General features: G+C 38.0%; 11 protein-coding genes. 8 read left to right on the plus strand and 3 right to left on the minus strand.

Annotated features, from left to right (window positions below; all coding sequences use genetic code 11):
• Positions 1 to 132: 132 nt before the first annotated feature.
• Positions 133 to 945 carry a pyrroline-5-carboxylate reductase gene (proC, locus tag AC1RJ8_RS19770; protein WP_492955275.1) on the plus strand — a complete coding sequence of 271 codons (813 nt, stop codon included), beginning with the start codon at positions 133 to 135 and terminating at the stop codon, positions 943 to 945.
• A 112-nt stretch (positions 946 to 1057) separates the two neighbouring features.
• Positions 1058 to 2128 carry a M20 family metallo-hydrolase gene (locus tag AC1RJ8_RS19775; RefSeq protein ID WP_492955276.1) on the plus strand — a complete coding sequence of 357 codons (1071 nt, stop codon included), beginning with the start codon at positions 1058 to 1060 and terminating at the stop codon, positions 2126 to 2128.
• Positions 2129 to 2173: 45 nt separating this feature from the next.
• Here AC1RJ8_RS19775 and AC1RJ8_RS19780 read toward each other — a convergent pair whose 3' ends face one another.
• On the minus strand, positions 2174 to 4981 hold the full coding sequence (locus AC1RJ8_RS19780) for an alpha/beta hydrolase family protein (RefSeq protein WP_492955277.1): 2808 nt from the start codon (positions 4979 to 4981) through the stop codon (positions 2174 to 2176).
• A gap of 225 nt (positions 4982 to 5206) precedes the next feature.
• Here AC1RJ8_RS19780 and argH point away from each other — a divergent pair, with 225 nt between their 5' ends.
• From argH to AC1RJ8_RS19800, 4 genes are all read left to right on the plus strand, one after another.
• Positions 5207 to 6538, plus strand: a complete 1332-nt coding sequence (gene argH / locus AC1RJ8_RS19785) for an argininosuccinate lyase (RefSeq protein ID WP_492955278.1) — start codon at positions 5207 to 5209, stop codon at positions 6536 to 6538.
• A 28-nt stretch (positions 6539 to 6566) separates the two neighbouring features.
• Positions 6567 to 7820, plus strand: a complete 1254-nt coding sequence (locus AC1RJ8_RS19790; protein ID WP_492955279.1) for a pyridoxal phosphate-dependent aminotransferase — start codon at positions 6567 to 6569, stop codon at positions 7818 to 7820.
• A 141-nt stretch (positions 7821 to 7961) separates the two neighbouring features.
• On the plus strand, positions 7962 to 8168 hold the full coding sequence (locus tag AC1RJ8_RS19795) for a DUF2683 family protein (protein WP_492955280.1): 207 nt from the start codon (positions 7962 to 7964) through the stop codon (positions 8166 to 8168).
• Positions 8168 to 8458 carry a type II toxin-antitoxin system RelE/ParE family toxin gene (locus AC1RJ8_RS19800; RefSeq protein ID WP_492955281.1) on the plus strand — a complete coding sequence of 97 codons (291 nt, stop codon included), beginning with the start codon at positions 8168 to 8170 and terminating at the stop codon, positions 8456 to 8458. The genes AC1RJ8_RS19795 and AC1RJ8_RS19800 overlap by 1 nt, the downstream gene beginning before the upstream one ends.
• A gap of 102 nt (positions 8459 to 8560) precedes the next feature.
• Here AC1RJ8_RS19800 and AC1RJ8_RS19805 read toward each other — a convergent pair whose 3' ends face one another.
• Both AC1RJ8_RS19805 and AC1RJ8_RS19810 read right to left on the minus strand, forming a co-directional pair.
• Positions 8561 to 9985, minus strand: coding sequence for an RtcB family protein (locus tag AC1RJ8_RS19805; protein WP_492955282.1), 1425 nt, complete (start codon positions 9983 to 9985; stop codon positions 8561 to 8563).
• Positions 9986 to 10047: 62 nt separating this feature from the next.
• Entirely contained in the window at positions 10048 to 11145 is a 1098-nt protein-coding gene (locus tag AC1RJ8_RS19810) for a slipin family protein (protein ID WP_492955283.1), read from the minus strand.
• 1028 nt (positions 11146 to 12173) lie between these two features.
• Between AC1RJ8_RS19810 and AC1RJ8_RS19815 the strand changes: the two genes are divergently transcribed.
• Both AC1RJ8_RS19815 and AC1RJ8_RS19820 read left to right on the plus strand, forming a co-directional pair.
• Complete coding sequence (locus tag AC1RJ8_RS19815) at positions 12174 to 13223, plus strand: helix-turn-helix transcriptional regulator (protein WP_492955284.1); 1050 nt, start codon at positions 12174 to 12176, stop codon at positions 13221 to 13223.
• A 47-nt stretch (positions 13224 to 13270) separates the two neighbouring features.
• Positions 13271 to 14791: a glycoside hydrolase family 32 protein gene (locus AC1RJ8_RS19820; protein WP_492955285.1), complete on the plus strand. Its 1521-nt coding sequence runs from the start codon at positions 13271 to 13273 to the stop codon at positions 14789 to 14791.
• Positions 14792 to 14862: the final 71 nt, after the last annotated feature.

Raw genomic sequence — 14862 nt, forward strand, 5'->3', positions numbered from 1 at the left:
TAGTCGAGGTGCCTAAACTTATCGTTTGCTTTTCAAACACAAAAAAATCGGTGCAATCAAATAATCGGTGCAATCAAACCGAAGGAGAAAAAGAAATAAAATCTGTGTAAGCAAACTAAAGGGAAAATAATCATGACAAAAAAAATAACCATAATTGGTAGCGGAAATATCGGTTTATCTTTAGCGAAAGGTTTGGTAAAGGCCGACTTTGCTCAAGCAGGCGACATTACGCTTACCCGTAGAAATACTGACCATTTAAAATCTTTCGCCGAAGCCGGTTTTAATGTAAGCAATAACAATAAACAGGCTGTGGTTGATGCTGATGTTGTGATTTTGGCTGTTCTGCCGCAACAATTAAATACGGTTTTAGATGAAATTCAAACTTCAATTGTTCCGGCCAAACATTTGGTTATTTCGGTAATTTCTGGCGTGAGCTGTGCTGCTGTTAGGGAGAAATTAGGCGATGATGTGGAGGTGATCAGGGTAATGCCTAACACAGCAATTGCTATTGGTCAATCGATGACCTGTATGGCCAGTGATAATGCCTCAGCAGCAAACATTGCAGAGGTGACCAAAATGTTCGAAACTGTTGGTTCCGTTGTGAAAATTAATGAAGATTTAATGACTTCAGCAACAGCGCTTTGTGCCTGTGGTATTGCATTTTTTTTGAGGGCAATTAGGGCAGCAAGTCAAGGTGGGGTAGAAATTGGTTTTCATGCTGATGAAGCTTTAAAAATGGCTGTTCAAACGGCTAAAGGAGCTGCCGATTTGCTTTTATTACACGGAACACACCCAGAATCAGAAATAGATAAGGTAACTTCGCCGAAAGGTTGTACCATCGCAGGTTTAAATGAAATGGAACATAACGGTTTTAGCTCATCATTGATAAAAGGTATCAAACTTTCGGCTTTAAAAGCAGGAAATCTGTATACTAAAGAGGGTTAGCGGTATAGGGCATAAAGTCTTAATCGCAAACATAAAACTGAAAGCCAAAATAAAAGGTAGAAAGTTTAAAGACGGGTTTAGTCTTGATACTTAATACTAATTACTTGATACTATGTTATTAGAAAATATACAAAAAGAAAGTCTGGATTTATTGCGACAGTTGATCCGTATCCAGTCTTTTAGTAAAGAAGAAGATCGCACGGCGAATTTAATTGCCCAGTTTTTGGAGGAGAGAGGAGTTAAGACTCAACGTAAAATGAATAACGTTTGGGCTTACAACAAACATTTCGATGCCGCTAAACCAACATTACTTTTAAACTCACATCATGATACGGTAAAGCCTAATTCTGGTTATACCCGCGATCCTTATGATGCTGCAATTGAAGGTGATAAACTGTTTGGTTTGGGCAGTAACGATGCAGGTGGTTGTTTAGTTTCATTAATTGGTACATTTCTGTACTACTACGAACAAGAAGATTTAAAATATAACATCTGTTTGGCAGCAACTGCTGAAGAAGAAATTTCTGGTAATAATGGTTTAGAACTGGTGCTGCCTGATTTGGGTGAACTGGAATTCGGTATTGTGGGTGAGCCAACAGAAATGAATTTAGCCATTGCCGAGCGCGGCTTATTGGTATTAGATTGTGTGTCTCATGGAAAAGCCGGTCATGCTGCCCGCGAAGAGGGAGAGAATGCCATTTACAAAGCATTAAAAGATATCGAATGGTTTAGAAACTATCAGTTTCCAAAAGTATCGGAGGTTTTCGGGCCATTAAAAATGACGGTTACGATTATCAATGCAGGTTCGCAACATAATGTGGTTCCGGCAAATTGTACTTTTACGGTTGATGTTCGTGTAACCGATGCTTACACGAATGAAGAAGTTTTAGAGATTATCAGGTCAAGTGTTGATTGTGATGTTACCCCGCGGTCTATCCGCTTAAAACCATCGTCGATTGATAAAAACCATCCGGTTGTTCAGGCTGGTGTTGCCCTTGGAAAAACTACTTATGGTTCGCCAACTACTTCCGATCAGGCGTTATTAGATATTCCATCTGTAAAATGTGGTCCGGGTTTTTCTGGCCGCTCGCACATGGCTGATGAGTTTTTATATGTTAGAGAAGTAGCCCAAGGAGTTGAGGGATATGTAAACATGCTGAAACCGGTAATAAACGGTAAGTAAAAAGAAAGCCTCAGGTCTAATAGATCTGAGGCTTTCTCAAAATAATCAATTCTCTTCGCCACCATCAAAAGCTCTTGCCTCTAAGTGTTTTTCCATATCTAATCGATTTACCCCCTTGCTCCACCATTCAGGAGCGGGTTTTCCTTTAAGCATATAGTCAAAGTATTCCATCATCCGTACAGCATAATCTTTACGGTTTGGTAATTTTGCAATTCCGTGATTTTCGCCACGATAGGTAATCATCACAACAGGTTTGTTTAACCTTCTTAAACCATTGTAATATTCAATGCCCTGAGTAAAATCTACAGCCCCATCTTTATCATTGTGTAAAAGCAATAATGGGGTTTGTACTTTTTTGATGTGATACACTGGAGAGTTGCGTGCGAAAGCATCCCAGTTATCCCAATAACCAGGCGTTAACCTACCTTGACTAGCTTCGAAAATGGCTTGGTTTGTGCCACCGCTATTCCAATAGATTAAGCTGTACATGCTGATCATGTTGGTTAAAGGTGCTCCTGCTGCGGCCGCTTTAAAAATATTGGTTTGGGTAATTAAAAATGAAGTTTGATAACCACCCCATGAGTGACCATGGATAGCCACATTTTTTTCGTCAACAATTCCGGTAGCAATGGCTGCCTTTACTGCAGGTACTACGCAGGCAACGGCCGACATGCCCGGATCATTTAGCTTATATTTAATATCGGGCATTAAAACTGCGTATCCATTGCTGGTATACATCGCTTTGTTGAAACCTCCACCAGGAAATGTAGGCATGGTATAAGTATTCAGGTCATCAGTTAACCTTTCATAAATGTATGTGATGGTAGGATAAGCCTTTCCGGGAACATAATTGGCAGGTAAATAAATGGCCGCCTGCAAGCTATCGCCATTTGCACTCACATAGTCAATTAGTTTTACACCCGAAGACCATGCATATTTGGCCTGATCTGGAGTATTTGTGGTTACTTTTTTGGCAGTACTTAAATCGCCCGTTGTACTTATATAATAATCTGGCGATTGCTGAAAATTACTTTTGGTATAAGTAAAAACTTTAGCTTGTTCGGCTTTTGAAAAACTTTGGTAAGCATTGTCATCTAGAAACAAAATATTGATCTTAGATTTACCTGCAGGTAAAATGCCAATGCCGTTTTTCTTGTTTTTGGTATTAAATACCGCAAAATACTGGTCTTTGCTTAAATCAACACCTTTCTCATCAGCGTCAACGCGAAAACGGGTTGCCACTTCGGTTTTTTTGCTTTTCCAATTATCAGATAATGGAGTAATACTGTTTCCGTCAGCAGAGATTTTCCATAAATCGTAATTATCCTTAATCAATGCATATTTAGAATCAGCTGACCAGCCCAGGTTTTGCGTGGCAGGTTTTATTACGTTATGGTCATCTAATTCATCAACAAAAGAAGATTTAATCTTACCGGTAAGGTTAGCCGTTTTTCCGCTTTCTAAATTAATGCTATAAAATACACCGTCTAAATAATAGCTGGCTAAAGTTCCATTTGGTGCAACCACAAGTCTTCCACCATTAGAGGCATACATTTTCTCAAATAGTAATTTCTTGCCAAAGGTTTTAAGGTTGATCAGATAAACATCCACATAACTTTGCCCATCTAAATTTCCCATCAACTCATATTTCGAATTATCGTACCCAATCGCGTATAAACTTTTAGGGTTTACACTAACTGAGCGCATATTGCTGTCTGCAAGTTGAATGAATTTTTTATCCGCAATGCGATAAGCACTTAAATAACTAAAATTTTTATCGCGCATTTCTTGCGTTTGCTGGGCCGATTGTAGTCTCTTATCCTGCCAATTCCAGATAATCATATCAGGTTTCTCGATATCATCTTTTTTAACTTCGGGTTTTGCCTTGGCTAAAGTGTCTGATTTCTTATCCTCCTTTTTTTCTTCTTTCTTATCTTCCTTTTTAGTTAATGTATTAACGCCAAGGAACAACACGCTTTGATCGTCAGACCAGAATGGGGCGGCATTGGTGTTGATGCCCATATTGGCCGGGAATATTTTGTCGTCAATACCATTGTATATTACTTTGTTTGTTAAATCTCCATTGATTTTGTTAAAACCAAGCATACTGTAAACATCATCTTTATATTTATCGTTTTTATTGGCCTTAAGCAAAGCAAATGCAGTTCCCTGTTCATTCCAGCCCAGTTTCTGATAAACAGCTTTATCATTATCAAGCGCCGTGGTAATGCCTGTTTTCATATCACGTAAAAAAATACCATTTCCATTTTGCCCTGCTGCATCGATAACATAAGCAAACTGGCTTCCTGTTTTGTTAAATGCAAACTCTGAAACATTACCGAGGTTGTAACTTTTTTTGGTGATAAGGCTGTAAAGCAGTACGTCGGTACCTTTTGGTGCATCTTTCTCTTTAGAAGCATTTTCTGCCGGAGCAAATTGGATGGCAATCCATTCAGGTGATTTTTCAGAAAAGCTAAAACTTTTTACCTTTTCGAAAGTCGTCTGTTTATTATCACTTAACGAAACCAGCAAGAGTTTATCATAAACCGGTTTGTTTGTTTTCTTTGCTGCTTTGGCTTCGCTATCCTTAAGTGCAACTTTAAAAGCAGCAAATTTTGAATCGTTTGAAAATGAGATGCTATTGGCCATTGCTCCAATTGGGTAATTGCGGCTTAAAGTATCATTGGTTTTTCTGATCGTCATCTTTAGATCTCCCTCAACTGGTCCACTGGCCAGCGCAATCCATTCGCCGTTGGGCGATAAAGTAGCAGGTCTGTTAAAGGTCCATTTAGAAACATCTTTCCAGCCTAATGCTGGTTTTTCCTGTGCTTGTAGCTGGTGTATAACAAGCATGAAAAAAACGGTGGAGAACAGTTTTAGGGATTTCATAATAAGTTTAAGTTTATACGAAAATAAGCTTTTAAACCAAGAATTATGAGTAGCCATATAAAATTGAGTTTATTGGCGTTTTAATGTGCATTACAAATCAATCTCATTCCTGATTTCTAATGTATTTATTGTACTTTTGCGGGTATTTCGACTGCCTTTGTGCAGGTATATAATAGAGCAATCACAAGAATGAAAATCTGGCAAAAAAATATAGATGTAAATCAGTTTGTAGAGCGTTTTACGGTTGGTAAAGACCGTGAACTGGATCTGCAAATGGCAAAGTTTGATGTATTGGGTTCTTTGGCCCATACACAGATGTTAGAAACCATTAATTTGCTAACAGCTGAAGAACTTAAAACGGTTCAACAAGAATTGAAAAACATTTACGCTGACATTGAAGCTGGAAATTTCACCATTGAAGACAGTGTGGAAGATGTACATTCACAGGTAGAGTGGTTACTTACCCAGCGTATTGGCGAAGCAGGTAAGAAAATCCATAGTGGACGGTCGCGTAACGATCAGGTGCTGGTTGATTTGAAACTGTTCTTTAGGGCTTGTATTGAAGATATGGTTGGCCAAACCTCAACCTTGTTTAATGAGCTAATTAAGCTAAGCAATACGCACAAAGATAAATTGATGCCAGGTTATACGCATTTGCAGATTGCCATGCCATCGTCTTTTGGCCTATGGTTTGGTGCTTATGCCGAAAGCTTGGCAGATGATATGGAATTGATGTTGGCTGCATGGAAAATCTGCAATAAGAATCCACTAGGGTCAGCTGCTGGTTATGGCTCTTCATTTCCATTAAACAGGACTTTGACAACCCATTTATTGGGTTTTGAAAGTTTAAACTATAATGTAGTTTATGCACAGATGGGACGTGGCAAAACTGAAAGGATTTTGGCTCAGGCAATGAGTGCAGTTGCGGCAACTTTAGCTAAAATGGCTATGGATGTGTGTTTGTTCATCAATCAGAATTTCGGATTCATTAGTTTTCCGGCAGAGCTTACCACAGGTTCGAGCATTATGCCACACAAGAAAAACCCTGATGTTTTTGAATTGATCCGTTCGCGTTGCAATAAAATCCAGGCTTTGCCGAATGAAATTGCCATGATGATTACCAATTTGCCATCGGGTTATCACCGCGATTTACAATTGCTGAAAGAAAATTTATTTCCGGCAATCACTTCTTTAAACGAATGTTTGGAGATCGCTACTTTTATGTTCCAGAACATCACGATAAAAGATGATATTTTGAAGGATAAAAAATATGACTATCTGTTTAGCGTAGAAGTCGTAAACGATCTGGCGCTCCAAGGTGTTCCATTTAGAGAGGCTTATAAAATTGTTGGCGAACAGATAGAAAATGGTAGTTTTGCACCATCTGGCCAAATACATCATACACACGAAGGGAGCATCGGCAACCTTTGTAACGAACAGATTTCTGCAGCTATGCAGGGTGTGTTGTCGCAATTTGGTTTCGGAAAAGTGAATAAAGCAATAGAAGATTTAATTCGCTAATTATAAAGGCGATAACAAATAATAATATATGAAAGTTTCAGTATTGGCCAGTTCATTAATCGGCTCAGAAATTATAAAAATCGGTAACGAAGTTAACGAAATGAAGCGCAAAGGTGCTTCGATCGCTAATTTAACCATAGGCGATTTTGATGCAAACATTTACCCAATCCCAACTGAATTAAAAGCCGGAATTGTGGAGGCATACAATGCCAACCAAACCAATTATCCGCCTGCTGATGGCGTTTTGCCTTTAAGAGAAACGGTTTCAGAATTATTAAAGGACAGGTTTGGGTTAGAATACAACACCAACAGCATTTTAGTTTCTGGTGGTTCACGCCCGTTAATTTATGCAACTTATCTGGCTTTGATCGATCCGGGAGATACCGTGGTTTTTCCTGCACCATCTTGGAACAATAACCACTACTCTCACTTGACTTCGGCAAAAACAATTGCCGTAGAAACAGATGCGGCGCATAATTTTATGCCAACAGCTGCACAGTTAAAGCCACATTTAAAAGGCGCAACTTTGTTGGCCTTGTGTTCGCCGTTAAACCCGACGGGAACCATGTTTGATGCAGATTCACTAGCTGAAATCTGTGATGCTGTTTTAGAAGAAAATGCATCACGTAGTGCCGACGAAAAACCGTTGTACATGATGTACGATCAGATTTATTCGCTTTTAACTTTCGGAAAAGAGCATGTAAACCCAGTTTCTTTGCGTCCTGCAATGCGTCCTTTTACCGTTTTTGTTGATGGTAGCTCGAAATGTTTGGCTGCAACAGGTGTACGTGTAGGCTGGGGTTTTGGTCCGGAGGATATTATCAATAGAATGAAAGCATTGGTTGGGCATATGGGCGCATGGGCACCGAAAGCTGAGCAAGTGGCTATGTCTAACTATTTTAATGATAAAACACAGGTAGATACTTTTTTGACCAGTTTTAAAGGCCAGATCCAGGATAGTTTAAATGCACTTTATAATGGTTTTAACGAATTAAAGAACGAAGGCTTTAATGTTGATGCTGTTGAGCCGATGGGCGCGATTTATTTGACTATTAAAATCGATTATATCGGGAAAACTACAGAAGATGGTCAAGTTTTAAAAGACAGTGCAGATGTGAATTTCTACCTGATTAAAGAAGCCGGAGCAGCTTTGGTTCCATTCTCTGCATTTGGAAATGAAGACAGTATGCCTTGGTTCAGGGCTTCGGTTGGTGCTTGTACCCTGCAGGATATTAAAGATATGTTACCTAGGATTAAAACTGCTTTGAGTAAGTTGAAATAGGATTATAAATTAGATAAGAAACCCTCTTCAATTAATTTTGAAGAGGGTTTTTGTTTTTAATCTTTTGATGGACACTATTTAAGTTTGAAGGTTTTATTTAATAATCTTTAAATTTGTATATTAGTTTAAAATCACGTTTATATGGAAACTTACCTTGTACATCCTGATAAAATGCAAGAAAAAGCTTTAAAGGCATTTCTTAAAGCTTTAGAAGTTCCTTATGAAATAAAAAAGGATAGTTCTTTACCAGCACATGTTGTGTCTGGGATAAAAAAAGGACAGGATGATGTCAAAGCAGGCAAAAGCTTTTCTTTAGAAGAATTTAAAGAAAAAATCTCAACTATTTGATGAGTTTGCCTGTAATCATATCAGAAACAGCATATATAACTTTCGAATACATTTGTACTCAAATACATGAAAGATTAGGGGTTAAAGCATTAAGTGATTTTAAAAAGAATACGATTAAAACTTTAGAATTAATTAGTAATTCTCCATTCCTTTATAAAGAAACTGAATTTGATCCTAATATCAGACAAGGATTAATCAAAAAGCTTTCTTCTGTATTTTATGAGGTTAAGTCTGATCGGATAGAAATTCTTTTCTTTTGGGATAATAGACAGGAGCCAATGTTCTTCTAATTTTTTATTTGAAATAACATTAAACCTCGCAGGTTTCTGAAACCTGCGAGGTTGATGTATTTGCAACTATGGACATTCAACTTCAGACTCCCCACCATCAAACTAGTCTTCCCTACTTCCATCATCGGCCATTCTCACCATTTTAGGCTCAAATTTGGCCACTACATCAACTAGTTCGGTTTGTGCTGCCATCACTTTGTTAATGTCTTTATAGGCCATTGGCGCTTCATCCAAACCTGCACCAATTAAAGTGACGTTGTGATCTTTCAAAATCGCTTTCATATCTGATTTGGTAATCGATTGAATGGCTTTTGTTCGGCTCATTTGTCTACCCGCTCCATGCGAAGCTGAATTGATCGCGCTCATTTCACCTTTACCCCTAACCAAAAATCCTGGGGCGGTCATACTTCCCGGAATAATCCCCATCACACCTTTACCTGCCGGTGTAGCACCTTTTCGGTGCACAATCACTTCTTCTCCATCAAGCATTTCTTTCCATGCGAAATTATGGTGGTTTTCTACCTTGGCCAAAACTTTAGCGCCAATCGCCTTGGTTAATCTTTTATGGATCACCTCATGACAGGCTGAAGCATAATCTCCGGCTAAATTCATGGCAATCCAATACTCTTGTCCTTCGGCAGAATTTAGATCCAAGTAAGCCAGGTTTACAGCCTCTTTAGGGAGTTTACAAATGTCTTTCGCCAGTTTGGTATAATGACCAGCAATGGTTGCGCCCAATCCACGTGATCCTGAGTGTGTAAGCAAGGCCACATAACGCCCTTTATCGATATTTAAAATTTCATCGCGTTCTGCAAAATCAATAATCCCCCACTCTACAAAATGATTTCCACCACCTGAAGTACCCAGTTGTGCCCAAGCCTTTCCGTGTAAATTTTTAAGAAAAGGAGTAGCATTAAATGCGTCATTTTCTAAAACATCATGATCAGCTCTTTCATTACCTTTAAAATTTTGACCCGCACCAAATTTGGTAAAAGCAATTAACTCGCGTTTGTACATTGCATCTTTTCCGAAATAATGTTTCTCTGGAATATCGAAAATACTTAAAGCCATTCGGCAACCGATATCTACGCCTACACCGTAAGGGATAATTGCATTTCTGGTCGCTAATACACCACCAATAGGCAAACCATAACCTTGGTGAGCATCCGGCATTAACGCCCCAGCTACCGAAACAGGGAGCTTCATAGCGATATCCATTTGATTTCTGGCACCATCTTCTATATAATTGGCACCGAAAATTGAATAATCCTTAGCATTGTTGATCAGTTCAATGGTTCCATCTGACTTTGGATTGGCTTCCTCAATCACAGTAGTTGCCAGTACACTTAATACTTCATCATCCAAAAAGCTTTCAGGATAGTCTTTTACTTTTTTAAATAAGGCTAATAATTTTTTTTCTTCAATATCCGCGAAATTTTCATTCAAGATAGCTAAAGCCAGGCCTAATATTTTTCCTTCGGAATAACCTATTTCGATCAGGTCTTTTCCTGTTATGTTGTTGTTCATTTTATTTCTAATTAATCCCCGGCAGGTAACACTCACTTAACCGAGGGGTTTCTAAATTTAATTTATTTTACGAAGATTTGCTTCAATTGATCTACAATTTGTCCACTGCCCGATAAGCTGATGTTGTTGATTTTCTCAGCGATTTTCTCTACGTATTCCATCTCTTTCAACTTATACAACATAGCGTTGTCTTCCATCAATTTGGCGGTATTCAACAAACTTCTGGTTGAGGCCGTTTCTTCTCTTCGGGTAATGATATTGGCTTGGGCCCTTTTTTCGGCAACTAAAACCTGGTTCATAATTTCTTTAACATCCCCTGGTAAAACGATGTCTTTAACACCGCAGTTGGTTAATTTTACACCCAGGTTTTCAACCTTATCCAAGGTGATGGCCATTACCATTTCGGCAATTTTTTCTTTGCTTTCCATCAATTCGTCAAAAGTCATTAAACCAATACATTCTCTTAATGCTAACTGCATGGTGATGTACAATTGTTTTTCAAATTCTTTGTTCTCCAATAAGGCTTTTATGATGTCATCAACTTTATATTGAATGCTGAAATTTACCCTTAATTGTGCTTTATCTTTGGTTAAGATTTCTTGTCCGATAATTTCCATATTCAATTGCCTCATATCGGTTTTTAACACCTGAACAGTAGTACTGTTTTTCCAGTAAACATAGTTTCCGGCTTCCAATACGTTTTCAAATTTACCATCGATAAATAACAAGGCTTTTTCGAATGACTCTACTTTGTAAGCCCTGATGTAATTCAATAATGGCGCTTTCTCCAACAAGTTTTTGTCAATGGTTTCATCAATCTTGATGTTACTGATATCTACCTTAACAAAGTTATATGTCGACAAACCTTTCCAAATGGCATGTCTGCCAGCGGTTAAAACATTTTTAAAGTTTTTGTTTTGATAAACCAAAGCCAATTCATTGTCAGCAACACCTACCAGATGAATCAAATTCACAAAATCTGTATTTTCCAATAAGATATCCAATTCAGCTACCGAATAATAATACTCTTTGGCCATATCGTACAAAGTGATGTTTTCACCAAAACCTAACCAGTAAGTTCCTGCGGTTAAAACGTTTTTTAATTTTCCTCTTTTGAACACCAATCCAACATAATTGGTGTTAATGGTTACTCTTTTCATGTTTTCTGATGTTGAGATTTATAATTATTTAATTTGTTGTTTTACAAAGCATTGCAAAAGCGCATTCATTTGTTTCTTGCGGAAGTAAAAAGAATCCTGATTTTTTTAAGAATGAAATTGAACTTTAGCAGTTTTCGCATCCGAAGATTCTGTTAGCCGCTAATTGCTGAATTTGATTTTTAAACCGTTTCGTTCATCTGTTTTGCTTACAAAGCAAAAGGCAAATTCGCTTTTGAGATTTTATGATAAATCTTAAAGCTGAGTGCGGTTTTACAATGCTGATCTTTAGAGCGATTTGAAAAGTTGCTCATCTTTTTGTTTTGGAGTTTGAGTCCTAAACGCTTACCAATTAGCTATTCCAAGTGATGTTTGGAAGCAGGATTCGAACCTGCATGGTTTGTTGTTATTCTACCCCTGAATTATTCCGATTGCTCGGAAGTGGGATTCGAACCCACGACACACAACGTGTTTAGACAGTCTATCATAATCCTTATCAGTATATTCCAAGCAATTTGCCCGAATACTTTGGGGCTATTCCGAAACCCGCAACATTGGATAGATTTTATTTAGTGTTGCCATCCCTTTCGGGATTTCTTTATATTAATCTAATTGTGATAACCTTTACTAACGTAACCCTGTCCGGCGTATCCCGAACAGGGGCTTCATTTTAGTGAATGCTGATCCAGTTAAAACTGGAACAGCATAAACGCGAGAGCGCGTATCATTTAGAACAGTAAACTGTTTCTTATCAATCAGATTGTTATTATTAATATTTCTCAAAGAACTTTATCGACTGGCGACATTACAAAGATGCCACCACCACTACGCGGCCGATTTGCGCAGTAAAATTTATTTTGTTGAAAAAACGTTAATTAGTTGATAGTTAGTCGAATAAATTTTAATTTTTCCTTAATTTTTTTCTTTTAACACTCAATTGCGCAATTGTATTGCGTAGATGAAGAACACTTTGCTATATTTAAATAAGCTTTATGATCAGACTTTTAGCCTGAAACTCAAATTGATTAAAAATGGCAGTAAATAAATTAGCGCTCATCCGGTACAAAACCATCGACGATTGTTTAAAGAACCGTTTCCGCAAATGGACATTAGAAGATATTATCGAAAAGGTATCGGCAACGCTGTACGAACTAGAAGGAATTACCACTGGGGTAAGCAAGCGGACTATCCAAGCCGATATCCAACTGATGCGGAGTGACAAATTGGGCTACAATGCGCCGATTGTGGTAAACGATAAACGCTTTTATGCTTACGAAGACCCAGCTTTCAGTATTACCAAAGCCCCGATTAATAATGCCGATGTAGATAAAATGAAGGAAATTGTTGGTGTACTCAAACAGTTTAACGCCTTTAATTATTTCGACGAAATGAGTGATATGATTGCCCGATTGGAAAATAACCTCTACAAATCGACCAAACAGAGTGGCAATAATATCCAATTGGAGAGTAATAAGCTGGTTAAAGGCTTAGAATGTATTCCGCCCTTGTATCAAGCTGTTTTAAACAAACAATCTTTATTAATAGAATATAAATCTTTCAAGGCGCAACAATCTCAACAGGGAATTTATTATCCATACCTGTTAAAGGAATACAGAAACAGGTGGTTTTTGATCTGTAAGGCAAAAAAGCGGCCTGGAATATTGAATCTTGCCCTGGATAGGATTATAGAATTTCAAGAACTACCCAATGAAACTTTTGTTGCGTACCAGGGGGTAGATTTCGATCGGTATTATGAAGATCTGATCGGTGTAACTAAAAACGAACGTGACCGTGCGCAGAAAGTGATTCTCGAATTTACAAACGATCATGCCCCTTACGTGGTAACAAAGCCGATGCATCAATCGCAGGTAATATTAAATAAGAACGAAAAAACAACAACCTTTAGGATCGATGTGGTATTGAATTATGAACTGGAGCGCGAAATTTTAGGCTTTGGAGAGTGTGTTAAAGTGCTTTCTCCACGATTGCTAATCTCAAAAATTAAAAGGCGTTTAGCACAAACGTATAAGCATTACGAAAGCGTTGATGAAGAAAAAATGGTAAAATCTTCAGGAAACTAGTTAAACGTTTTAGTAATTGAATTCTTATGTGTAATTTGAATTTAATTATGTTCAAGACCAAATATATTCTAGCTTTTCTAATGTGCTGTTCGATAAGTACTTTCGCTCAACAGCCTACGCCTCAGTGGAGGCCGGATTATCATTTTACTGCACCATCCAATTGGTTGAACGATCCAAACGGATTAATTTACCTGAATGGCGAATTTCATCTTTATTACCAGTATAATCCATTCGAAAATAAATGGGGGCACATGAGTTGGGGCCATGCAACCAGTAAGGATCTGGTCAACTGGAAACACCTCCCGGTTGCCATTCCAGAAAAAATAACAAAAGATACCACTACCATGATTTTTTCAGGTTCGGCCGTGCTGGATAAGCACAATGTAAGCGGATTGGGAAAGGGAAAAGCGCCAGTTGTTGCTTTTTATACGGCAGATCTACCTAAACAGCGTAATGAATCGCAGTACATGGCCTATAGCAATGATGGTGGGCTAACCTTTACCAATTATGCCAAAAATCCTATTATTGATTTAAATAAAAAAGATTTCAGGGACCCTAATGTCTGGTGGCATGAGGCATCTCAGCAATGGATTATGACTGTTGCGATGGTTGATGAGCACCAGGCAAGGTTTTATGGCTCAAAAAACTTAAAAGATTGGACCATGTTGAGTGATTTCGGTAAACAAGGCAATCAAGGTAGTGGCTGGGAATGCCCATTTATTATTCCCCTTGCTGTTGACGGAAACCAGGACAATACAAAATGGATTTTGGCCATATCTTTATTTGGACCAAAGGGGCCAACAATGCAATATTTTGTCGGCGATTTTGATGGCAAGACTTTTAAAAACGACAATGATGGAAAATTAACCTTGTTGGTTGATGATGGCGATTCTTTTTATGCCGCTATTCCATGGAACGATGCGCCAAAAAAACAGCGGATTTTATTGGGATGGTTACAACCTGGCGGTAAAGAAACATTCCCATGGAAAGGACAGATGTCTATCCCAAGAGATTTATCCTTAAAAACTACGCCTGAAGGAATTAGGTTGTTTCAGCAGCCAGCTGGCTTGATTGCCGGTAATATTAAAAAACATGCGGGTAGTAAGGTTATAACGAGGCAAAATGTTGTTATCGATCAGTATATCGACTTGGGAACCAGCCAAAATTCGTATTGGATTGATGCCGAATTTTCTGTTAAGGAGGCAAAAAACGTAGGTTTTAAACTTGCACAACTAAAAGATGAGAAAGGAAATGTTGTTAAGGAAGTTGAAGTTGGCTATGATGCTATTAAAAAACAACTTTATGTAGATTGTACGCTTTCAGAGACAGGGATTAAAAACGATAAGAACATCATTCAAACTGCAAGGGTAAATCCGGTAAATGGTAAAATTAAACTCCAGGTGTTGTTTGATAAATCTTCGCTTGAAGTTTTCGGAAATGGAGGCGAAAAGGTAATTAGCACCATGATTTTTCCTGATGAAAAAGCAACAGACTTAGCTGTATTTTCTACGGCAGGAAAAGCAGTTTTAAATAGCCTTAAGGTTTGGGATATGAGTAAACGAAAATGATTGAATTTTGAGTGATTGAATCAATGAATTTATTAGCACTGTAGCCAGTATTCTCTCATTCAATCACTCAG

The organism is Pedobacter sp. GW822-FHT03F06 (genome assembly GCF_058801365.1).

Excerpts from the sequence above, each read along its gene's own strand:
- AC1RJ8_RS19815 (WP_492955284.1), top strand. The coding sequence starts at position 12,174 with ATGGCAGTAAATAAATTAGCGCTCATCCGGTACAAAACCATCGACGAT.
- proC (WP_492955275.1), top strand. The coding sequence starts at position 133 with ATGACAAAAAAAATAACCATAATTGGTAGCGGAAATATCGGTTTATCT.
- AC1RJ8_RS19810 (WP_492955283.1), bottom strand. The coding sequence starts at position 11,145 with ATGAAAAGAGTAACCATTAACACCAATTATGTTGGATTGGTGTTCAAA.
- argH (WP_492955278.1), top strand. The coding sequence starts at position 5,207 with ATGAAAATCTGGCAAAAAAATATAGATGTAAATCAGTTTGTAGAGCGT.
- AC1RJ8_RS19800 (WP_492955281.1), top strand. The coding sequence starts at position 8,168 with ATGAGTTTGCCTGTAATCATATCAGAAACAGCATATATAACTTTCGAA.
- AC1RJ8_RS19820 (WP_492955285.1), top strand. The coding sequence starts at position 13,271 with ATGTTCAAGACCAAATATATTCTAGCTTTTCTAATGTGCTGTTCGATA.
- AC1RJ8_RS19775 (WP_492955276.1), top strand. The coding sequence starts at position 1,058 with ATGTTATTAGAAAATATACAAAAAGAAAGTCTGGATTTATTGCGACAG.
- AC1RJ8_RS19795 (WP_492955280.1), top strand. The coding sequence starts at position 7,962 with ATGGAAACTTACCTTGTACATCCTGATAAAATGCAAGAAAAAGCTTTA.
- AC1RJ8_RS19805 (WP_492955282.1), bottom strand. The coding sequence starts at position 9,985 with ATGAACAACAACATAACAGGAAAAGACCTGATCGAAATAGGTTATTCC.
- AC1RJ8_RS19790 (WP_492955279.1), top strand. The coding sequence starts at position 6,567 with ATGAAAGTTTCAGTATTGGCCAGTTCATTAATCGGCTCAGAAATTATA.
- AC1RJ8_RS19780 (WP_492955277.1), bottom strand. The coding sequence starts at position 4,981 with ATGCTTGTTATACACCAGCTACAAGCACAGGAAAAACCAGCATTAGGC.